15 protein-coding genes are annotated in these 20,972 nt (G+C 66.6%); 11 read left to right on the top strand and 4 right to left on the bottom strand.

Annotated elements, in window-relative coordinates; translation table 11 throughout:
- Positions 1-8,505, bottom strand: an 8,505-nt coding sequence (locus FAZ21_RS19005; RefSeq protein ID WP_136775010.1) for a filamentous hemagglutinin N-terminal domain-containing protein, incomplete at its 3' end; no start/stop codon positions are given.
- A 132-nt stretch (positions 8,506-8,637) separates the two neighbouring features.
- Positions 8,638-10,314 carry a ShlB/FhaC/HecB family hemolysin secretion/activation protein gene (locus FAZ21_RS19000; protein WP_136775009.1) on the bottom strand — a complete coding sequence of 559 codons (1,677 nt, stop codon included), beginning with the start codon at positions 10,312-10,314 and terminating at the stop codon, positions 8,638-8,640.
- A 306-nt stretch (positions 10,315-10,620) separates the two neighbouring features.
- Between FAZ21_RS19000 and FAZ21_RS18995 the strand changes: the two genes are divergently transcribed.
- The 4 genes from FAZ21_RS18995 to FAZ21_RS18980 all read left to right on the top strand — a co-directional run bounded on the left by FAZ21_RS18995 (position 10,621) and on the right by FAZ21_RS18980 (position 12,203).
- Positions 10,621-10,809 carry a hypothetical protein gene (locus tag FAZ21_RS18995; RefSeq protein WP_136775008.1) on the top strand — a complete coding sequence of 63 codons (189 nt, stop codon included), beginning with the start codon at positions 10,621-10,623 and terminating at the stop codon, positions 10,807-10,809.
- Positions 10,810-11,098: 289 nt separating this feature from the next.
- Complete coding sequence (locus FAZ21_RS18990; RefSeq protein ID WP_136775007.1) at positions 11,099-11,341, top strand: hypothetical protein; 243 nt, start codon at positions 11,099-11,101, stop codon at positions 11,339-11,341.
- Positions 11,342-11,641: 300 nt separating this feature from the next.
- Complete coding sequence (locus FAZ21_RS18985; RefSeq protein WP_136775006.1) at positions 11,642-11,965, top strand: plasmid stabilization protein; 324 nt, start codon at positions 11,642-11,644, stop codon at positions 11,963-11,965.
- A 10-nt stretch (positions 11,966-11,975) separates the two neighbouring features.
- Positions 11,976-12,203 carry a hypothetical protein gene (locus FAZ21_RS18980; protein ID WP_136775005.1) on the top strand — a complete coding sequence of 76 codons (228 nt, stop codon included), beginning with the start codon at positions 11,976-11,978 and terminating at the stop codon, positions 12,201-12,203.
- A gap of 75 nt (positions 12,204-12,278) precedes the next feature.
- On the opposite strand, the gene FAZ21_RS18975 is transcribed toward FAZ21_RS18980, so the two are convergent.
- Both FAZ21_RS18975 and FAZ21_RS18970 read right to left on the bottom strand, forming a co-directional pair.
- Positions 12,279-12,752 (bottom strand): VOC family protein, encoded by a 474-nt coding sequence (locus FAZ21_RS18975; RefSeq protein WP_136775004.1) that lies wholly within the window; start codon positions 12,750-12,752, stop codon positions 12,279-12,281.
- A 185-nt stretch (positions 12,753-12,937) separates the two neighbouring features.
- Positions 12,938-13,618 carry a CatA-like O-acetyltransferase gene (locus FAZ21_RS18970; protein WP_169307503.1) on the bottom strand — a complete coding sequence of 227 codons (681 nt, stop codon included), beginning with the start codon at positions 13,616-13,618 and terminating at the stop codon, positions 12,938-12,940.
- A 337-nt stretch (positions 13,619-13,955) separates the two neighbouring features.
- Between FAZ21_RS18970 and FAZ21_RS18965 the strand changes: the two genes are divergently transcribed.
- The 7 genes from FAZ21_RS18965 to FAZ21_RS18935 all read left to right on the top strand — a co-directional run.
- Positions 13,956-14,687 carry a GntR family transcriptional regulator gene (locus tag FAZ21_RS18965; RefSeq protein ID WP_136775002.1) on the top strand — a complete coding sequence of 244 codons (732 nt, stop codon included), beginning with the start codon at positions 13,956-13,958 and terminating at the stop codon, positions 14,685-14,687.
- Between the two features lie 514 nt (positions 14,688-15,201).
- Positions 15,202-16,920, top strand: a complete 1,719-nt coding sequence (locus FAZ21_RS18960) for a fumarate reductase/succinate dehydrogenase flavoprotein subunit (protein WP_136775001.1) — start codon at positions 15,202-15,204, stop codon at positions 16,918-16,920.
- 120 nt (positions 16,921-17,040) lie between these two features.
- Positions 17,041-17,289, top strand: coding sequence for a 4Fe-4S dicluster domain-containing protein (locus tag FAZ21_RS18955; RefSeq protein ID WP_018749433.1), 249 nt, complete (start codon positions 17,041-17,043; stop codon positions 17,287-17,289).
- A 235-nt stretch (positions 17,290-17,524) separates the two neighbouring features.
- Entirely contained in the window at positions 17,525-18,937 is a 1,413-nt protein-coding gene (locus FAZ21_RS18950) for an ABC transporter substrate-binding protein (protein WP_136775000.1), read from the top strand.
- A gap of 8 nt (positions 18,938-18,945) precedes the next feature.
- Positions 18,946-19,731 (top strand): ABC transporter permease, encoded by a 786-nt coding sequence (locus tag FAZ21_RS18945; protein WP_136774999.1) that lies wholly within the window; start codon positions 18,946-18,948, stop codon positions 19,729-19,731.
- Positions 19,728-20,585, top strand: a complete 858-nt coding sequence (locus tag FAZ21_RS18940) for an ABC transporter ATP-binding protein (protein ID WP_136774998.1) — start codon at positions 19,728-19,730, stop codon at positions 20,583-20,585. The genes FAZ21_RS18945 and FAZ21_RS18940 overlap by 4 nt, the downstream gene beginning before the upstream one ends.
- 12 nt (positions 20,586-20,597) lie before the next feature.
- Positions 20,598-20,972: HEAT repeat domain-containing protein (locus FAZ21_RS18935; RefSeq protein ID WP_211243529.1), on the top strand; the 375-nt coding region annotated here is incomplete at its 3' end.

Raw genomic sequence — 20,972 nt, 5'->3', positions numbered from 1 at the left:
CAGTAGCGCGTTCAGGGCGCTGGCTTCGGTTTCTTTGATGCGCAGCTGGCTGCCGATCACGTTGAGGTCGCCGTCTTTGGCGATCAGGGTGAGGTCGCCGGTCGATTGCAATACGCTGCCGTTGACGGTGTCGTCGTGGGTCTGGCTACGGCGGTAGCCTTTGGTGGTCAGGGTGGTGTAGTCGGCGTCGCGGGTGTCGTGGCTGGCCACGATGTCGATCTGTTTGGCAATGCCGGTCAGGTCGCCGGCGACATCGATGCCGCTGCCCTTCACGGTGAGCTGGTTGCCGGCCAGCAGGATGGCGTCGCCGCCGGCGCTGAGCTGGCTGCCCAGGTTCTGGATGGTGTCGTCGCGCAGGCGGGCGCTGCCGTCCACTTGCCAGGTGTTGCGGCTGGCCACGCTGCCAATGGTGAGGTCGCGCCCAGCCGTCAGCACCAGTTGCCCGTCGCTCTTCACTTGCGCGCCCAGGATGTTCAGGTCCTGGCCGGCTTCGGCGTAGAGTTCGCCGGCATGCACGGTGGCGATGCGGTCGATGTTCACCCGCGTGCCGCCTGCGGCGCTGGTCTCGTTGGTGGCGCTGGCCAGGTTGAGGTTGCGGCCGGCCACCAGGCTGACCAGGTCGCCCTGGACGTCGCCGCCCAGGTTCAGGTCCTGGCGGGTGGTCAGGCTCAGGTCTTGCGCGGCAATGCGCCCGCCCAGTTGGTCGAGGGTGTCGGCGGTCAGCGCCAGCCGTTGCTTGGCCTGGATGTCGCCGCTGCTGGTGAAGGTGCCCTGGGTTTCCAGTTGGATGTCGCGGGCGGCGATCAGGCTGCCGTCGCCGCGCAGGTCGTCCGCCGCCACTTTGAGGTACACCTGCGGCACCAGGACGCGCTCGACGCTGCCGTCGGCCAGCACGATGTCGCGCGCCACCAGCCAGACGATGTCGGTGGTCAGCGCGGCCATCTGTTCGGCACTGAGGGCAACGCCGATGTTCAGTTGGTATTGCTGGGCGAAGGCGGCACCGGCGCTCATCAGCGCGGCGTATTGTTGTTCGGCGCTGGTGTAGTCGCCGATATAGCGCTGGCCGGTGGCCAGCATGATCTGTTGCGAGATCAGTTGCTGTTCGTAGAACCCATCGCCCAGGCGTTTGAAGACGCGATCCGGGTCGGTGTTGAGCTGTTGCAGCAGCGCGTCGGAGCTGAGCCAGGCTTTGCCGCCCAGGAAACGCGGGTCGGTTTCGATCAGGTAGGCGTGGCCCGGTTCGAGGTGGGTCTGGTAAAGCTGGTTGGTGGGCAGCGTCAGCGTCGGTGAGGGAACGCGGATGGTTTGCAGGCCACCCGGTTGCGGTAGCTCCAGGATGCCGCCCACGGGCGGCAGCAGCAGGCGGCCGGCCGCCTGGGCCGGGGTCAGGCTGACCACCGGGCTGCGGCGCGCGCCTTCGGCCAGCATGGTGGGCGCTGCCACCACTTCGCCCATCTGGATTTGCGGCAGGCCCACCGTGCCGGGGCCCTGGCCGACTTGCGAGCGGCCCACCGCTGCAATCGTTTGCGGGCCGAGCGTGGCGTCGATCTGGATGGTGCCGTGCCGAAGCTGGCCGGTGCCGTCGCGGGTCAGGGTGCCAACGGCGATGTTGACGGCGGGCTTGAGGCCGATGCTGGCGCCTTGGGTTGCGGGGGTGTTCTGGTCCCAACGGTAGATGGGCAGCCCCAGCGCGTGCTGCTCGGGCGCGCGCGTGAAACTGCTTCGATCATAAACACGCTTCTTGTTACCGAAACTGCCACTGGACACCACTTCGGTGAATTCGTGCTCTCCCCCCTCCACGCTGATGATCTGCTGGCCTTGGGCGCCGATGTTGTTGGGGTTGCTGCTGTAATTGGCATACAGGCCGCCGCCCGCTACCACCTGGCTCTTGTCGTTGGTCAGCGTGCCGCCGTTGAGTGCCATGTTGCCGCCCGACAGGATTTGCGCCGGAGCGCTGCGCAGGGTGATGTCTTCGGTCGTAACGCGGGTGTAGCGGAAGGCATGCCAGTCTTCGTGCCGTCGCTTGTTGCGGTCGATGTTGAAGGCGTTGATGGCGTCATCCAGCGCCGTGTAGGCCGCCAGCCATTCGGCATCGTGCGCTTCTTTGGCTGCGAGATAGGGTTTGCACTGCGCGTCGTTGGCGGCACGCGGGTCGCTACAGTTGTAGGGCGGTGGCGTGGGCTCCACGCTGGTGGGTGGTGCCAGGTCGAACAAGGCCCAGATGGGATCGGTGACCGGGTAGACGCTGTAACGCGGTACCGTTCCCTCGCCGCCAGGGCAATTGACGGTAAAACAATCCCAGATGATGGCGTTTGCTTTGGTCAGGCCGCCAAACTTCGCCAATGGGTATTTGACCGAATCGCTGATCAGGTAGTGGTCCCCTGTGTTGTCGAAGTACACCTGATCCGCCCTCAGGATGGTGGTGCCATCGAACGAGTATTCCAGCACCGCTTCGCGCGAAACCTCCACCCGCTCCATCGCAAAATCGGTATTGATGTTGTTGAGCGCGCCCGCGCCGATGCTCAGGTTTCCCCCCGCCTCGATCCGCGCGGAAAGGTTGTCCACCGTGCCGGCCCAGCCCTGGGCGCGGTTGGCGGCATCCAGGCTGCCGCCGATGGCCATGTCGCCCACGCTGTAGATCAGGCCGTCGCGCTGGTTGGCGATGGTGTTGCCGGTCAGGTCCAGCCGGTCGCGCGCGGCGATCACGGCGGTGCTGGCGTTGTTCACGCTGCCGGCCTGGATGGCGAGGTGGTCGCCGTAGATGCGCGCGCCGTTGTTCAGGCTGCCGGCTGCCACGCGCACATTGCCACCGTCGATCAGGCCCTGGTTGTCCAGGTGGCCGTTCACCGCGACGTTCAGGTTCGGTGCGTACAGTTCGCCGCTGGCGGTGTTGTTCAGCGCGCCCGCGTTTACGTTCAGCGTTTGGTTGGCGGCAATGCGGGTGACGTTGGTCAGCGTGCCGCCGACGTTGACGGTGGCGGTGCCGGCCGCTTCGACCACGCCGTCCTGGTACAGGTCCTGGCGCACGGTCAGCGCCAGATCGCCGTTCGATTGCACGGTGCCGATGCCATCGACCGTGGTGGTGGTCACGTCCAGGCGGGTGCCGGCTTGCAGCTTGCCGCCCTGGTTGCGCAGCAGCGCCACATCGACCACGGTATTGCCGGCCGCGCTGGCCGTGCCGCTGCGGTTGTCCAGCGTGCCGGCCGTGATGCCCAGTTGGGTGCCGCCAACCAGTTGGCCGCCCTGGTTGTTGACGGTGCCGCCCGCTGCATTCAGTTGCAGCCGGTCGGCCTCCAGCCGGCCGTTCTGGCTGTTGTCGATATCGGCGGCAGTCACGGTCAGCCCGGCGCCGCCCACCATCTTGCCAGCGGCGTTGTTCAGGTTGCCGCCCAGGGTGACAGTGCCGTCCTGCACGGCAATGATGCGGCCGCCCTGGTTGCCCAGGCTGGCGGCGTTCATGGTGAAGGCGCCACCGCTCTGGATGTCGCCGTTGGCGTTCTGGATATCCTGGGTGGTGCGCAGGGTGAGGTCGCCATTGGCGCCCAGCCAGCCCTGGCGGTTGTCGATGCGGCTGGCATCGACGGTCAGTTTGCCGCCGGCCAGGATGCCCTGGCTGGCGGTGTTCAGGTTAGTGAGCGTGCCGCTGCCCAGCGCCAGCGTGGTATCGCCACCACTTTGCACCAGTCCGCCCGTGTTGTTCAGGCCGTTGGCGGTGACGGTCAGGGTGCGCGCGGCGGTGATGCGGCCGGCGCTGCTGTCCAGCAGGTTGGCGGTGGTCAGCGTCAGGTCCTGGCCGCTGGCGATTTCGCCGCCACGGTTGTCGATCGTCGCGGCATCCACCGTCAACAGGCCGTTGCCCAGTTTGACCAGCGTGCCGCCCTGGTTGTCCACGCGCGCCGCGCTCACGGTGATCTGCTGGCCTTGCAGCGTCAGTGTCTTGCCGGCGTTGTCCAGCGCGCCCTGGCTCGCCAATGTCAATTGGCCACCGGCGATCAGGGCTGCGCTGGCGGCGGTCAGGCTGTTGCGCCCGGTGACGGCGGCATTGCCGCCCGCGCTGAGCGTGGCGTTGCGCAGCGCGACGCTGTTGCCGCTCAGGTCGATGCCGCCACCTGCCAGCACTTTGCCTTGCAGGTCGATCTGGCTGGCGCTGGCGTTGAGCTGGCCGCTGCCACCCAGCGTGCCGTCGTCGTTCAGGCCGGCCACCAGGATGCCGTTGCCGCTCAGTTGCCCGGCATTCACGGTGAGGTCGCCCTTGGCGCCCACCAGGCCTTGTTCGATATCCAGCGTGCCTTGCGTGGTGAGCGTCAGCCCGGCGCCGCTGGTGAGCTGTGCGTTGCGTGCCGATAGCGTTTGGGTGCCGCTCAGGGTGGCACCCTGGCGCCCTTCCACTTTGCCTTGCGCCAGGTTCAGCGTGCCGGCCTGGGCCTGCACCTGGCCGCCCGCCAGCAGTGCGCCGCTGGAGGCCAGTGCATCGTTCACCGTCAGTTGCAGGGTTTTGTTGCGCGTCAGTGCGCCGTTGCCATCCACCCCGGCGGCCAGGGTGCCGCTCTGGGTCAGTTTCTGGGCGGTCACGGTCAGGGTGTCGCCGCTGACAATCACGCTGTCGTTGTTCAGTTCGCGCACGGTCACGGTGGCCGCGCCTTCGGCGCGCACCTGGCCGCCGAGGTTGTCCAGCCGGTCGGCCTGGGCCGTGAGGGTGCCGCCGGCGTCGAATACCGAGCGGGTGTTGGTCAGTGTGCCCTGGCTGGTCAGGGTGAGGTTGCCACCGGCCGACACCTGCGTGTCGGTGGCGCTCAGGCCGCTACGGCCTTGCAGCGCTACGTCGCCGTGGGCGGCGATCCTGGCGGCTTGCGCCGTAATGCTCTGGGCAGTAACGGTGAGGCCATCGCGCGCCAGCAGTTGGCCACCTTCAAGGCGATAGCCATCCTGGAGCGTCAGTTGCGCGCGGCCGGCCTGGGTCAGTTGGCCGTTGGCATCCACCCCGGCGCCCAGCGTGCCGGCCTGGGTGAGGCTGCGCGCGGTCAGCGTGAGGTCGCCCCCCGCCAGCAGCAGGCCATCGGTGTTCACCGTGGTGGCGGTCACCATCAACGCGCCGTCGGTGCGTGCGCTGCCGTCTTGCTGGGTGAGGGTCTGCGCGGTGAGGCCCAGCCCCTGGCGGGACTCCACCTGGCTGTCGGTCAGTTGCAGTGTGCCCTGGGTGGCCAGGCTCAACGGTCCGTTCGCAATCAGCGCCGAGTCGGTGGCCGTCAGGCTGTCGCGCCCGCTGACGGCGGCATTGCCGCCCGCGCTGAGCGTGGCGTTGTGTAGCGCGACGCTGTTGCCGCTCAGGTCGATGCCGCCACCTGCCAGCACTTTGCCTTGCAGGTCGATCTGGCTGGCGCTGGCGTTGAGCTGGCCGCTGCCACCCAGCGTGCCGTCGTCGTTCAGGCCGGCCACCAGGATGCCGTTGCCGCTCAGTTGCCCGGCATTCACGGTGAGGTCGCCCTTGGCGCCCACCAGGCCTTGTTCGATATCCAGCGTGCCTTGCGTGGTGAGCGTCAGCCCGGCGCCGCTGGTGAGCTGTGCGTTGCGTGCCGATAGCGTTTGGGTGCCGCTCAGGGTGGCACCCTGGCGCCCTTCCACTTTGCCTTGCGCCAGGTTCAGCGTGCCGGCCTGGGCCTGCACCTGGCCGCCCGCCAGCAGTGCGCCGCTGGAGGCCAGTGCATCGTTCACCGTCAGTTGCAGGGTTTTGTTGCGCGTCAGTGCGCCGTTGCCATCCACCCCGGCGGCCAGGGTGCCGCTCTGGGTCAGTTTCTGGGCGGTCACGGTCAGGGTGTCGCCGCTGACAATCACGCTGTCGTTGTTCAGTTCGCGCACGGTCACGGTGGCCGCGCCTTCGGCGCGCACCTGGCCGCCGAGGTTGTCCAGCCGGTCGGCCTGGGCCGTGAGGGTGCCGCCGGCGTCGAATACCGAGCGGGTGTTGGTCAGTGTGCCCTGGCTGGTCAGGGTGAGGTTGCCACCGGCCGACACCTGCGTGTCGGTGGCGCTCAGGCCGCTACGGCCTTGCAGCGCTACGTCGCCGTGGGCGGCGATCCTGGCGGCTTGCGCCGTAATGCTCTGGGCAGTAACGGTGAGGCCATCGCGCGCCAGCAGTTGGCCACCTTCAAGGCGATAGCCATCCTGGAGCGTCAGTTGCGCGCGGCCGGCCTGGGTCAGTTGGCCGTTGGCATCCACCCCGGCGCCCAGCGTGCCGGCCTGGGTGAGGCTGCGCGCGGTCAGCGTGAGGTCGCCCCCCGCCAGCAGCAGGCCATCGGTGTTCACCGTGGTGGCGGTCACCGTCAGCGCGCCGTCGGTGCGTGCGCTGCCGTCTTGCTGGGTGAGGGTCTGCGCGCTGAGGCCCAGCCCCTGGCGGGACTCCACCTGGCTGTCGGTCAGTTGCAGCGTGCCCTGGGTGGCCAGGTCGAGCCGGCCAGCCGCCAGCACGGTGCTCTGGTTCAATGTGGCGCCGCTTTGCGCGGCCACGCGCACGTTGCCGCCGCTGCGCAAATCGGTGTTGTTCAGTGCCAGTTGCCCAGCCTGAAGGTCGGCGCCGCCAGCCGCCAGCATCTGTCCGCCCAGGGTGGCGTTCTGCTGGACCTGGAGCGTCAGCGCGCCGTTGCCGACCAGTTTGCCGTCGCTTCCCAGGCCGGCCGCCAGCACCTGGCTGGTGGTCAGTTGCCGGGTCTGGATGCGCAGATCGCCACCGGCGCCGATCACGCCGTCGTTGGTCACGCTGTCGGCGTTCACGGCCACGGCGCCCGTGCTGTAAAGCTGGCCGGCATTGCGCAACGCCTGGCTGTCCACCCGCAGGGCGCCAGCGGCGCCGACAGTACCGGCGCCGTTGTCGAGTGTGGCTGCGGCAATGGCGAGATCGCGGCCGCTGGTGAGCTGGCCACCATCGTTGACCAGCGCCGTGGCGCTCACGGCCACGCCGCCTTGTCCGATCAATGCGCCGCCACGGTTGTCGATGCCGCTGCCGCTGTTCACCACCAGGCTGCCCGCGCTGGCACCATCCTGCGCAATCTGGCCTTGGCGGTTGTCGAGCGCGCCGGCGTCGATGCGCATAGCGCCGTTACTGGTCTGTATGGCGCCGCCGTTGTTGAGCACGGCCCCTTGGGCCGTGACGCTGAGCGCGCCGCCCGCCTGCAAAATACCGCCTTCGTTGCGTACCGCACCGGGCGTGCTCAGCGCCAGGTTGCCACCGGCCTGCACCACGCCCTGGCGATTGGCGATATCCGCCGCCGCCAGGCTGACATTGCCCAGCGCGGCCACCTGGCCGCCATCCAGTTGCAGGGTCACGGCCTGCGCGGTAATCGCTTTGCCTGCCAGCAGTTGCCCGCTGGACACCAGCGCGCCGGCACTCTGCACGTTCAACGCGCCGCTGCCCTGCAACTGGCCCTGGGTATCCAGCCCTGCCGCGATGGTGCCGCTGTTGCGCACGTCGGCGCCATGCACCACGACATCGCCGGCGGCCGCCAGCGTGCCGCGCTGGGCCACCGCGCCCGCCGCATCCACCGTTGCGGTGCCCCCCGCATAGACGGTGCCGCCTTGTTCCAGCGCCTGCGCGCCCACGTTGACATCGCCCGCCGCCTGCCATTGGCCCGCGACAATACGCACGGTGCCGGCCTGGTCCACTTCGATGCTGCCGGTCAGCGCCGCCACTTGGCCCACGCTGTTGACGCCCACGCCCAGGTCGGTACCGATCAGGTGAATGGCGTTCGCGTACATGCTGCCCAGCGCGCCCAGGTCCAGCGAGATGCCGGGTGCATTGGCGTCGTCGCCCAATGCCGCGACGCCCAGGCCGCCGTAACCGACCTGGTTGGCACCGGTGATCACGTTCAGGCGCTGCGCCCACAGCGCCGCGTTCACCGAGAGCGAGCGGCTGATCAGGTCCAGTTGATCCAGATTGGCGGCATTCAACCCGGCGCCGATGATGTCGATCTGCCCGCCGCCGACGCGAAAACCGGTCAGGCTGCCATCGCTGCCGAAAGTGGGCCGCCCGGTGGTCAGCGTGGCGCGCGGCGCGTTGATGAAGCCGCAGCCGTTACAGGTGATGCCGTTGGGGTTGGCAACCACCACGTTGGCGGCCTTGCCCGCGACCTCCAGGTAGCCGTTCATGGCGCTGGGGTTGCGCCCGGTGACTTCGTTCAGGATCAACCGCGCCGCGCTGTTACCGAGGAAGGGATTGCCCTGGATCTGCCCCGCCAGTTGGCTCTGCGTCGCCACGCTGCTGTTGTTCAGCACCATGCCGTTCTGCGGCACGCCGAACTGGTCGAACTTGTTGTGCGATACGCCCTTGTCGTTGGGCTTGGCGATCTGCACCACCGGCACCCCGTTGCCCGCCTGCGTCACCACCGGCCGCTGGTTGCCCGGTGCGTTCTTGTCCACCACCACATCGGCCCAGCCACGCAGGGGGATGGCCAATTGCAGCAGGCTGCATAGCACGATGGTGGCTTGGCGAAACACGGAAGGGGTGGCGAATTGCATGGTGCAAACCTTGAAAGCTGAATACCGATCAAAAAACGGTGTGATCCTTCATGCTTTTGGCATGATCGGGACCCTCACCGAAACGAGCCGCCCGTGATAGGCGGGCGGCCGTGAATCATTGTCTGGTGCCGTTTACAACGAGACGCCCATCCAGAACGTCCCTGTCAGGTGCGAACTGCCGAATCCTTCCGGCTTGGCCACCGGGCCGCCCAGCGAGAATTCGTAGCGGAATGCCTTGGCGCTGCCACGCATGCCCACCACCCAGCCCGCCAGATCGTTGCCCAGCAGGAAGTCGTCGGCCTGGCGGCCGCCGACATAGCCATAGTCCAGCCCGAGATACACCTCGGCACCGGGGATGGGCGGGTAGGGAACGCTCAGGGTGTTCTGCCAATAGGCGCCGTCTTCGCCGGCCAGGGTGACTTCGCCATCGAAGCCGCGCACCGAGTAGCGGTTGCCGATCGACAGCCATTCGTAGCTGGGCAGCAATGCGGTGCGGCTGAGCTGGCCGCGCAGGCTGGTGTCGTAGCGCATTGGCAGCGCGCCCACCTGGAATGGCGCGGTGAAACTGAAATCGGCGCTGACCAGTTGGTAGCGGCCATCCCATTCCGGTTCGCCGGCCATTTCGCCGGGTTCCTTGCTGTGGGTGGGCAGGCTGCCCTTCAGGCCGACACGGCCGTCCAGCACGCTGGTGCCGAGGTAATGCCGCACGCCCAGGCCGGCTTCATAGCCGACCATGTCGCGCGCCTGCACGTCGATCTCGACTTCGTCGATCTCGCTATGGCTGGTGCGGCGCCACAGCTTGCCGTCCAGCGCGATGCGGTTGTTGCTGTCGCGGTAGACCACGCGCGACAGGCCGATGTCGTAGCCGAACGAGCGCCCGGCGTAAACCAGGTCGGACGAATACCCCGCCACGGTCTGGTGATAGCGGCTGCGGTTCACGCTCATCGAGAGCACCGAGTAGCCGAGGGGCACGCTCCAGTTGAGCGCGGCGCTGTCGCTGCCGTAGTCCAGCCGATGCCAGTGGGCATCGCGACTCAGCGAAAGGTTGAGTACGTCGTAAAGGTGGAAAGGGGAATCCAGGCTGGCGGATAGCGCGGCCTGTTGTTTGCCGGTGGATTGCGAGCCGGAGTTATCCAGCGAGAACAGCGCGTGCCAGCGTTGCCCCGGCGTGTGCTTGATGACGATTTCGGTATCGCCGGGCTGCTCGCCGGGCACCAGCGACATTTCGGCCTGATGCCCCGGCAGGCGGCGCAATTGCTCGATGGCCTGGTCCAGATCCTGTTGCCGCACCACATCGCCCACCTTGAACGGCAGCATCAGGGCCAGCCAGCCGGCGCCCTGCCCTTCCTCGCGGATGCGGGAAATGCGCCCCGGCATCAGGATCAACCGGAGCTGGCCATCCTGGATCGATTGCTCGGGCACCACCACCCGGCTGACCACGTAGCCCCGGGCGAGCAACGCGCGGTTCAGCCAGTCCTGCAAGGCGTGCAGGCCCTGCCCGCCCAGGCACTGCCCCAGTGCCTGCCGTGCTTTTTTTTCCAGCCACGAAAAGCCGGCCGCCTCCTCGAACACGAGGTGTTCGATGCGAAAGCACGGCGCTTCCTGCGGCGCGAGGAAATCTTCGATGGAGTCGGGAAGACGGACATCCGGCTGCGCCAGCGGTGGCGTCAGCTTTTGTAATAACTGTTCTTGGTGCTGGGCACTGCGCTGCTGCTCGCGATCGTCGAAATTGAATCGTTCAGCATTTGCCTTACCCAGCGCCATGCACAACAGCGCCCCCGCGATCCATGGCCTTATTTTGTAAGCCATTGGAGTACTTGTTATTTTTTTTGATGCCGAACGATACCCCCCTTACATACGGCACATCAACGGCGACGAGCGGCTTTGTATCTTTTTTGCCATCCTTGCGCTTTAACTTTCAACTAAAGAAAAATAAATAGGTAAATTCTTACTTAAAAAACGCTCGGCCGCCCTTATTATCCGTATGTCATCCTTGATGGCCCTACTGATGAGCGGCTGTCCTGCCCTACTTTCGGCGGTTGTCCTACGCCGGGGTTGGTGGCCGAGCGTCACCATGAAGACAAGCCCCCAAGGGCGAACAACTGGAGAAACACCATGGCAGACCAAACACAGCAGCCGGCCGAACCGGCCAGCCCCTTGCCGGACAGCGTGGCGCCGGCGCCCAGCGAACCAACCACCGTCGCCGGCACGCTCGGCACGGTATGGGGTGCCTGGATCGGCTGTGTCCTGGGGACGGCCGTGGTGGGGTCGGTCTACGGTAGCCGCCGCATCGCCCGCGCCTGATTGCGCTCCCCGCCCGGCCCATGAAGGCCTATCCAGCGGCCGGGCGACCGCTGATCCCCTGTTTCCGAATTCCTGTCGTCCTTTTGCCGGGCATGTTCCCGGCCCTGTTTTACGCTTCGTCCTTCAAATGTTTCCATCGCGCATGCGTGCCGGTTCCATTCGCGCCCGCGTGTATTGCATTGAATTGCGGCCGACGGGCCGATCCGCCGGTATCTGGAAACTAATTCGTCGCAATAATGTGCTAGTTTGGATTCTCATTACGAGGGGGCACCTTGTATGGAGTATCACCATGGAGCTTTCGCACGAAGAATTGCGCGCCATGCTTACGCAGGCGTGGCACGCGGGAATGCTGGCCGCCATTGACCAACTGGCGGCCGTGAACAAGCAGGACACCAGGCTTTACGACGCGCTGTGCCAGGCCGAGGTCGGCCGGATCATCTACCGTTACAAGCACAGCCAGTCGGTACCGGCGTTGCGTTCCTGGGCATCGGTGTCGCCGATCAGCGCGGAATGGGAATATCATTTGCGCTGATTGCGGCCAACGTTGATTGAATCGCGTTTTACCTGACGGAATTGGGCTGATTTGCCGGAATTGCACAGCGCGACACCCCACCAAAAATTACATAAATAGTTCCCAGACTCTCCAATGAAAGTATTTCCCTGACATATCCCATTCGATTTCCTTCCTCCAATACCGCCGGATGGCCCCACCGTCCGGCGTATTGTTTTCCGTTGCGCAATTAGTACCGCCCGCTTCCCGCCTGCCCTTGACTAACGTTCCCTCAGCATCGCCATGCGATGCGGTGATTCGGATACCGAAAGGAGAACGACCATGCCACGCGGAGACAAGTCGGCGTACACCGACAAGCAGAAGCGCCAGGCGGCGCATATCGAGGAAGGCTACGAGGATAGGGGCGTGCCCGAGGACGAGGCCGAGCGCCGTGCCTGGGCCACCGTCAACAAGACCTCGGGCGGGGGCAAGCAAAGCGGCTCCGGGCGGGGGCAGCCGGAAAACAAGGAGCCCGCTCGCAAAGGCGGCCATAAAGGCGGCGCCGCTGCGGCATCCCGCACGCCGGAGCAGCGTTCGGCATCCGCCCGGAAAGCCGCGGCCACGCGCAAGCGCAACGCCGAGGCCAAGCGTGCCGCTGGCGGCTGAGGGGCACGCCATGTACACACACCGTCCCCTTTCCTGGCTGATGGCCGCCGCGCTGACCCTCGCGGGCGCCAGCTTCGCCGCCCCGACGCAACGCGATCTGCAAACCGATCCACGACGCAGCGACAGCAACCGCATCGATCGTGAACGCGATAGCGATCCGGACGACCGCACGCCCAGCGCGCTGCGGGCCTCGGAGCCGACGGCCCGCACGTCCAGCATCGCCGAACTGGCACGCTGAGCCACATCCTGGCAGGCAATGGCGCGCCATGTCGCGGTGGGGTGGCGCGCCCGCCATGCGTGCAATGGCGCGGGGTCAGGCGCCCTGGTAAGCGCGTTGCAACGCGGCGATGTCCAGCTTCTTCATCGTCATCATCGCCGCCACCGCACGTTCCGTGCCCGCCTTGTCTCCGCTGCTCAGCATATCCATCAATGCCTGCGGCACCACCTGCCAGGACACGCCGAACATATCGACCAGCCAGCCGCAGGGATGCTCCTGCCCGGCTTCGGTCAGGCTATCCCAATAGTGATCCACTTCTTCCTGGGTATCGCAGCGGATGGCGAACGAGACCGCCGGGCTGAACTGGAACTCCGGCCCGCCGTTCAGCGCGGTGAACACCTGGCCGTTCAGCTCGAACTCCACCGTCAGCACCGTGCCCGCCTGGGGCATGCCGTCGGGGTAATAGGTGGTGGCAAGGATCTGCCCCTGCCGGAACACCGATACATAGAACCGCGCGGCCGTTTCCGCCTGGCCGTCGAACCAGAGACAAGGGGTGATCTGCTGCTGCATGGAAGGCTCCCGGGGAGAATCGGACATTCGACGCGATGCCGCCGGGGCGACGGGCCGGCCGGCCCATCACAGGTATCTCCCCGGCGGCTCAGGCATGCATCGGCATGCCGCGCACCGGTTTATGTCGCCCCACCGCATTCCGCAAGCACCATCCGCCGGGAGGACAACCCTCGGTGGCGATACGCTCAGCCGGCGCCTTGCGCCACCCAATCCGCCAGGTCGAGCACCGCCTGCTGCAATGCGGTGAAGAACAGCCCGGCGTGGTAGCCGTCGCACACCGCATGGTGGAACTGCACGCTCACCGGCAGCACGGTGCGCCCCTCCTGCTCGAAGTATTTGCCCAGGGTGGCGAAGGGAATCATGTAGCTGCCATCGTCGTAGGCGTGATAGCTGATCGAGGTGAAGCTCACCCACGGCAGCGTGGTGATGGCAAACAGGTTGCGCGGCAGCGGCTGCTGCGGATACAGCGCCGCGCTGCCCTGGTAGCGGGCCATGTCGGCCTGCATGCGCGCGCAGAAGTCGGCGGTGTCGTCGCCGTATTCGGTCAGCGCGTGGGTGAAGGTCTGGTCGGCAGGGTTGAACAGCGTGTACAGCGGATGCAGCACGTTCCAGTAGCCCAGCGTGCCGTGCTCGTCCAGTTCGCTGCGGAATTCGAGATGGCCGTTGATCACCCGACACAGCGCGGCGGTGATCGCCGGAAAGAAGCGGGCCCCACGGGCGCGGCAGGCGTGCAGCAGCGCGGTGACGTCGATCTGGGCTGCGATGTCGTAGGTGCAGCGACGGCTGCCATTGAAACGCTCGAAAATTTCGCGGCGCGGCCAGGTGGCAAGGTCGATGGGCGTGAACAGCGGGGCCGGAATGGGCATGGCGGGCATCCTGTCGCGGAAGTGCCTCTACCTTAGCAGTCGCAACCTCTCACCCACTTGACCCAGACTGCCCAGGGCGTGTCATCCCGAACTGCACCGAACGCTGTCGTGAAACATTGGATGACACGCCCTGGCGCCCGCTGCTGATTTCCCAGCAGATTGTTGGCGCGATTGCTGAAATATCAGCAAGTGACACAACCCCGCCGCGTGGCGCCATCCAGGGCGAATAGCCAGAAATACCCTTTCATAACAAGCAATTGAATCACCTCCCGGGCAGTACGGCTCGTTTGGCACGGCGCTTGCAATGCATGACCTGTCATAACCAGTGGCCGCGCCCATGCCCGACACCCTGCTCCACCCCACCCAGCCGCTTTACGGCCGCATCCGCGACGAGCTGCGCACCCGCATCCACGCTGGCGCCTACGCGCCGCACGAGCGCCTGCCGTCCGAAAGCGATTTGATGACGCTGTACGCCGTCAGCCGCATCACGGTGCGCCAGGCGCTGGGCGAGCTGGAAAAGGAAGGCGTGCTGTTCAAGGTGCCGGGCAAGGGGGCTTTCGTCTCCAAGCCCAAGCCGTTCCAGCAATTGGCGCGACTGCAAGGCTTTGCCGAGGCCATGCGCGAGCACGGCCACGAAATCTACAACCGCTTGTTGAGCATCCACACCTTGCCGGCCGACGCCACCGTCGCCGAGCGGCTACACCTGCCCGCCGGCGCGCCGGTGACCGAGCTGCGCCGCGTGCGCCTGCTCAACCGGCAGCCGGTGTCACTGGACGTGACCTACGTGGCGCCCCATCTCGGCGAGCGCCTGGCGCGCGAGGATCTGGCCACGCGCGATGTATTCGTCATTCTGGAGAACGACTACGGGATCGCGCTCGGCCATGCCGACCTGGCCATCGACGCCCAGCTCGCCGAGGCCGCCATTGCCACGCAACTGGGGCTGACGCCCGGCGCGCCGCTGCTGCGCATCGAACGCCTGACTCACGACCGCACCGGCGCGCCGGTCGATTTCGAATACCTGTACTGCCGCTCGGACAACTTCCAGTTCCGGCTGCGGGTTGCGCGCTAGGCGCTGAAAATCGTATGCATTCGCTTCGACCCCATCATTTTGCGGCCCCCGGCGGAGCCGGGTGCTTATCGCCCGCTGGAGCGCCAGCATCGTCCGCGCTCTTGTTCCATCCCCACTCCCCCCGCCCTCGCCGCCGCGAGGGAGCCTCGCTGCGCTCGTGGGCTGACGGTGAGCTTGGAAACATCGCAGGTCAGGCACAGCTTCCAGTTCCGGCTGCGGGTTGCGCGCTAGGCGCTGAAAATCGTATGCATTCGCTTCGACCCCATCATTTTGCAGCCCCCGGCAGAGCCGGGTGCTTATCGCCCGCTGGAGCGCCAGCATCGTCCGCGCTCTTGTTCCATCCCCACTCCCCCCACCCTCGCCGCCGCGAGGGAGCCTCGCTGCGCTCGGGCATTGGCAAGGCCATTAGCGGGTTGCCTGGCGTGGCTTTCCCCGCGCGGCACGCCGCACGCACACAGCCAGCCCGCCGCTTCGGTCGGCGGGGCGAAACCCGTTTTCTTCAAGGAAGCAAACCATGAACACCATCGAACGCGAGGTCGATGTCCTTGTCATCGGCGGCGGCACGGCCGGGCCGATGGCCGCGGTCAAGGCCAAGCAGGCCGATCCCAGCCTCAAGGTGCTGTTGCTGGAAAAAGCCCACGTCAAGCGCAGCGGCGCAATCTCGATGGGCATGGACGGCCTGAACAACGCCGTCGTGCCCGGTTTCGCCACGCCCGAGCAGTACGTACGCGAAATCACCGCAGCCAATGACGGCATCGTCAACCAGAAGACCATCCTCGCCTATGCGCAGCACAGCTACCCGATGATCGAGGAGCTGGATCGCTGGGGCGTCAAGTTCGAAAAGGACCAGACCGGCGACTACGCGATGCGCAAGGTGCACCACCTGGGCACCTACGTGCTGCCGATGCCCGAAGGGCACGACATCAAGAAGGTGCTGTACCGGCAGTTGAAGAAGCATCGGGTCGAGATCACCAATCGGCTGGTCGCCACCCGGCTGATCGTCGGCGCGGACGGACGCATCGCCGGCACCTTTGCCTTCGACTGCCGCAGCGGCGATTTCCACGTGGTGCGCGCCAAGGCCGTGGTACTGGCGTGCGGCGCAGCCGGGCGGCTGGGGCTGCCGGCGTCCGGCTACCTGTTCGGCACCTACGAGAACCCCACCAACGCGGGCGACGGCTACAGCATGGCGTATCACGCCGGGGCCGAGCTGTCGGGCATCGAGTGCTTTCAGATCAACCCGCTGATCAAGGATTACAACGGCCCGGCCTGCGCCTATGTGACCGGCCCCTTCGGGGGCTACACCACCAACAGCCGTGGCGAGCGCTTCATCGAATGCGATTACTGGTCCGGCCAGATGATGCAGGAGTTCCACAACGAACTCTCCGGCGGCAACGGCCCGGTGTTCCTCAAGCTGGATCATCTGGCCGAAGAAACCATCAGCGCCATCGAGACCATCCTGCACACCAACGAACGCCCCAGCCGTGGGCGCTTTCATGCCGGGCGCGGCACCGACTACCGCGAGCGCATGGTCGAGATGCATATCTCCGAAATCGGCCTGTGCAGCGGCCATTCGGCTTCCGGCGTGTGGGTGGACGAAACCGCCGCCACCACGGTGCCGGGGCTGTTCTCGGCCGGCGACATGGCATGCGTGCCGCACAACTACATGCTGGGCGCCTTCGTCTACGGCCGCTTCGCCGGTGAATCGGCGGCACGCCACGCCCAGGTGCACGACCATGCCGTGGTGGATGCGGCCCAGGTGGACACCGAGCGCACCCGGGTGTGGGCGCCGTTGTTGCGCCAAGCCGGCCTGCCGCCGGCGCAGGTGGAATACAAGCTGCGCCGCATGGTGAACGACTACCTGCAACCGCCCAAGGTCACCCGCAAGATGCAGCTCGGCCTGGAGCGCTTCGAGGCGATCCACGACGACCTGAATCGCCTGCACGCCGCCAACCCGCACGAGCTGATGCGCGCCATGGAAGTACACGCCATCCGCGATTGCGCCGAGATGGCCGCGCGCGCCTCGCTCTACCGCACCGAAAGCCGCTGGGGGCTGTACCACGCCCGTGTCGATTACCCCGAACGCAACGACGCCGAATGGCGCGTCCACGTGCAACTGCACAAGAACACGGCAGGCCGGATGGCGTGCTTCAAACGCCCGCTGGAGCCCTATGTGATCGATATGGATCAACACGAACAGGCGGCTTACCAGAAGCTGCGCATCAAGAGCGCCTAACAAAATCCTCCTGGTGGCGTCGCACTCACTTGCCGTACTCCTCGTACTGTCTGCGTTTCGTGCTCCTTACCAGGACCGCTTCGCTGAATTTTGTTAGCCGCTCTCAAGGAGCTATCCCGCATGACATTCCCCACCTTTGCCCTCGCCCAGCAACGCACCAGCGTGCCGGTGCGCATCGACGACGAAAAATGCATCGCCGACAAGGGCTGCACCGTGTGCGTCGATGTGTGCCCACTCGACGTGCTGGCCATCGACCTCACGCGCGGCAAGGCCTACATGGCGTTCGACGAATGCTGGTACTGCATGCCGTGCGAGAAGGATTGCCCGACCGGGGCGGTGCAGGTCGACATTCCCTACCTGCTGCGCTAGCGGCGCCACGTGGTCACCCGATGACTTTGTCAGCACCGCTTGCCGTACCGCTTCGTACTGTCTGCGCGGCGCTTTCGCGTCCTCGGGCGACCACGCGGCGCCGTGGCCACCTGAAGGCTTTGTCAGCACCGCTTGCCGTACCAATTCGTACTGTCCGCGCGGCGTTTTCGCCTCTGCGGGCAAGCACGCGGCGCCGTGGCTTCACCCAATACAACGTAAAACCACTGGAGATACCATGAAACTCACTCACCACCTGGGCACGCTCGCGCTGGCCTTGTTCACCGCCGGCCTGGCACACGCCGAGACCATCCGCATCGCCATCGGCACCCAGGACACCACCATCAATTGCGCCACCGGCGGTGTATTGATCCGCGAACTGAAGCTGCTGGAGAAATACCTGCCACGCGACGGCAAGTACAAGGATGCGCAGTACGACATCCAGTGGAAGAACTTCACCTCCGGCGCGCCGCTGACCAATGAGATGGTCGCCGACAAGCTGGATATCGGCTCGATGGCCGACTTCCCCGGCTCGCTCAACGGCGCCGCCTTCGACAAGGCCGGCAAGAAGAGCCTGTTCGTCACCGTGCTGTCGGGCAGCACCCAGGGCAGCGGCAATGGCATCGTCGTACCCAGGGATTCGCCGATCCAGTCAATCACCGAGCTGCGCGGCAAGACCATCTCGGTGCCGTTTGCATCCACCTCGCACGGCATGCTGCTGCGCGCGCTCAAGGCCAACGGCATCGATCCGGAGAAAGACGTCACCATCACCACCCAGGCCCCGGAAGTGGCCGGGCCCGCGTTGCAGGCAAACAAGATCGACGCCCACGCCGACTTCGTGCCATTCGCCGAGTTGTTCCCGTACCGTGGCTTCGCCCGCAAGATCTACGACGGCTCGCAGGCCAATGCGCCCACCTTCCACGGCTCGCTGGTCAACGCCGAATACGCCAGGAAATACCCCGAGATCGTCACCGCCTTCCTGCGCGCCGCCATCGAGGCCGACCGGCTGTTCGCCGCCGAGCCCGAGAAATACAGCGATCTGATCGAGAAAACCACCGGCATCGAAGCCGAGGTCGCCTATCTGTTCCACGGCCCGCTCGGCTTGCAGACGCGCGATTTCACCTGGAAGCCGGAGTACCGCCAGGCGCTCAAGACCTCCATCGAGACGCTGCGCTTTCTCAAGCGCACCGACGCCGACCTGGACGTCGCCAGCTTCATCGACGACCGCTACCTGCGGCAGGCGTTCAAATTGTCCGGCCTGGACTACGACGCGCGGCTGAAGCAGTACGACAAGCTGCCGCTCAAGGCCAACGACGCGCTCACCGGCAAGCCGATCACCGACTTGCGCCGCATCGGCCAGGTGTGGATCGAGGGCGAGCCCAAGGTGCGCCATTACGCGACGCTGGAATCGGCCATTGCCGACGCCCGTCACATCGAAGCCAGCGGCAAGCGCATCCGCGTGATCTATGCCCAGGACTACAACAGCGGCATCAAGCTGCTGGCCCGCCAGGCATGGTTCGCACAGGACGCCAAAGGCCAACTCGTCGCCTTCCTGCTCAAGGACAGCGCCGCCACCTGGGCCAAGGCCAACAGCGCGCGGCTGGTGGACTACGCCGGTATCCAGTCGTCCGCCAGGCTGGCGAACCGGTGAGTCCGGCCATGCGCACGCGCCATCCACCTTCCACCACCTGGGTGCTGCCGGCAGCCTCGCTGCTGGCCAGCGTGCTGCTGTGGCAGTTGCTGGCCAGCACGCGGCCACACCTGGGCCTGATCACCTTCGCCAACGCGCCCAGCCCACGCGAGGTGCTGGATGCCGGCTGGACACTGCTGCAATCGCCCCGGCTGCTGTTCCACCTGGGGCACAGCCTGGCTCGCGTCTTCGCCGGCTTCGCCGCCGCCGCGGTGGCCGGTATCGCGCTCGGCCTTGCCATCGGCCGCTTTGGCTGGGCGCGCGGCACGCTGCTGCCGCCGCTGGAAGTGCTGCGCCCGATCCCCGCCGTGGCGTGGATTCCGTTGTCGGTACTGCTGTTTCCATCGTCCGAGGTATCGATGATGTTCATCACCTTCATCGGCGCGCTGTTTCCCATCCTGCTGGCCACCGTGCATGGCGTGGAAGGCGTGGATGCGCGGCTGGTCGCCTCCGCCCGCAGCCTGGGCGCGCGCCGCTGGCGCGTGTTCGCCGAAGTGATCGTGCCCGGCGCCGCGCCCGCCATGGTGACCGGCCTGGCCATCGGCATGGGCACCTGCTGGTTCTGCCTGGTCACCGCCGAAATGATCGCCGGCCAGTTCGGCATCGGTTACTACACCTGGGAGAGCTACACCTTGCAGAACTACCCCGACATCGTGGTCGGCATGCTGCTGATCGGCGTGCTGGGCATGGGCAGCAGCGCACTGGTCCGTGCGCTGGGCCGGCTGGCGATGCCGTGGCTGGGAGCGGCCCGGTGAACGCCCCGCTCCCGCTCGCCACCACCGCCGGCCGCATCGCGCTCGACCGGGTATCGATCCGCGTCGGGCACGGCCAGGATGCCTTCGCCGCGGTCCAGGATGTCACGCTCGACATCGCACCGGGCGAATTCGTCTGCCTGCTCGGCCCATCCGGCTGCGGTAAATCCACCCTGCTCGGCGCGCTGGCCGGGCACCTGTCGCCCAGCGCCGGCGCCTTGCAGGTCGATGGCGCCAGCGTCGCCGGGCCGTCGCCCCAGCGCGGGCTGGTGTTCCAGCAGCACACGCTGTTCCCCTGGCGCCGCGTGATCGACAACGTTGCCTTCGGCCTGAAGATGCGCGGCGAACCACGCGCCGCCCGGCACGCCGCCGCGCGCGAACTGCTGGCGCTGGTAGGGCTGGCCGGCTTCGAGAATCGCTATCCGGCGCAGCTATCGGGCGGCATGCAGCAACGCGTCGAGATCGCCCGCGTGCTGCTCGGCCAGCCACGCGTGCTGCTGATGGACGAACCGTTCGGCGCGCTCGACGCGCTGACCCGGCTGAAGATGCAGCAGTTGCTGCTCGACGTATGGTCGCGCTTCGGCACCACCGTGGTGTTCGTCACCCACGACATCGACGAAGCGCTATTCCTCGCCGACCGCATCCTGGTGATGAGCCCGCGCCCGGGGCGCATTGTCGAAGACCTGCGCCTGCCGTTCACCCGCCCGCGCGATGCCGCGCTCTCCACCACCGCCGACTTCGCCGCGCTCAAGCGCCACTGCCTGGCATTGCTGCACCACGACGCACCCACCCAGCCGCTGCCACGCCTGACGCCACTGGGCGCACCCGACGTGCACGCCCTGCAATTCGCCATCTGACCGGAACCGCCCATGACCGAACCCCTGGCCGCACTGCGCGGCGACCCCGACTACCTGGCGCTGGCGCCCCGGCTGAGCAATGCCGACGCCGCCACCCGCCGCATCGCCCTGATCGAACTGGCCGACCACGGCGACCCCGACCACCTGCCCGCACTGCTGGCCGCGCTGGACGACCCCGCCGTCGCCGTTCGCGCCGAAGCGGCACGCCTGGTGGCCGGCTGGGATGAAGCGGATGCCGCCGCGACACTGGCCGAACGGCTGGCCGCGCGCCTGCTCGACCCAGCGCCGGAAGTCCGCGATGCCGCCGCGCAAAGCCTGTCCGAACTGAAAGCCCCGCAGGCCGGCCCCGCGCTGCTGCCCTGGGCGCGCCATCCCGATGCCTTCGCC

It is taken from the genome of Chitiniphilus eburneus (assembly GCF_005048205.1).
Classification (GTDB): domain Bacteria; phylum Pseudomonadota; class Gammaproteobacteria; order Burkholderiales; family Chitinibacteraceae; genus Chitiniphilus; species Chitiniphilus eburneus.
Note: the sequence above shows the minus strand (reverse complement) of the source record. Positions and strands in the feature narration are given on the sequence as shown.

Coding starts and splice junctions, on each gene's coding strand:
- FAZ21_RS19000 (WP_136775009.1), bottom strand. CDS start 10,314: ATGGCTTACAAAATAAGGCCATGGATCGCGGGGGCGCTGTTGTGCATG.
- FAZ21_RS18995 (WP_136775008.1), top strand. CDS start 10,621: ATGGCAGACCAAACACAGCAGCCGGCCGAACCGGCCAGCCCCTTGCCG.
- FAZ21_RS18990 (WP_136775007.1), top strand. CDS start 11,099: ATGGAGCTTTCGCACGAAGAATTGCGCGCCATGCTTACGCAGGCGTGG.
- FAZ21_RS18985 (WP_136775006.1), top strand. CDS start 11,642: ATGCCACGCGGAGACAAGTCGGCGTACACCGACAAGCAGAAGCGCCAG.
- FAZ21_RS18980 (WP_136775005.1), top strand. CDS start 11,976: ATGTACACACACCGTCCCCTTTCCTGGCTGATGGCCGCCGCGCTGACC.
- FAZ21_RS18975 (WP_136775004.1), bottom strand. CDS start 12,752: ATGCAGCAGCAGATCACCCCTTGTCTCTGGTTCGACGGCCAGGCGGAA.
- FAZ21_RS18970 (WP_169307503.1), bottom strand. CDS start 13,618: ATGCCCATTCCGGCCCCGCTGTTCACGCCCATCGACCTTGCCACCTGG.
- FAZ21_RS18965 (WP_136775002.1), top strand. CDS start 13,956: ATGCCCGACACCCTGCTCCACCCCACCCAGCCGCTTTACGGCCGCATC.
- FAZ21_RS18960 (WP_136775001.1), top strand. CDS start 15,202: ATGAACACCATCGAACGCGAGGTCGATGTCCTTGTCATCGGCGGCGGC.
- FAZ21_RS18955 (WP_018749433.1), top strand. CDS start 17,041: ATGACATTCCCCACCTTTGCCCTCGCCCAGCAACGCACCAGCGTGCCG.
- FAZ21_RS18950 (WP_136775000.1), top strand. CDS start 17,525: ATGAAACTCACTCACCACCTGGGCACGCTCGCGCTGGCCTTGTTCACC.
- FAZ21_RS18945 (WP_136774999.1), top strand. CDS start 18,946: ATGCGCACGCGCCATCCACCTTCCACCACCTGGGTGCTGCCGGCAGCC.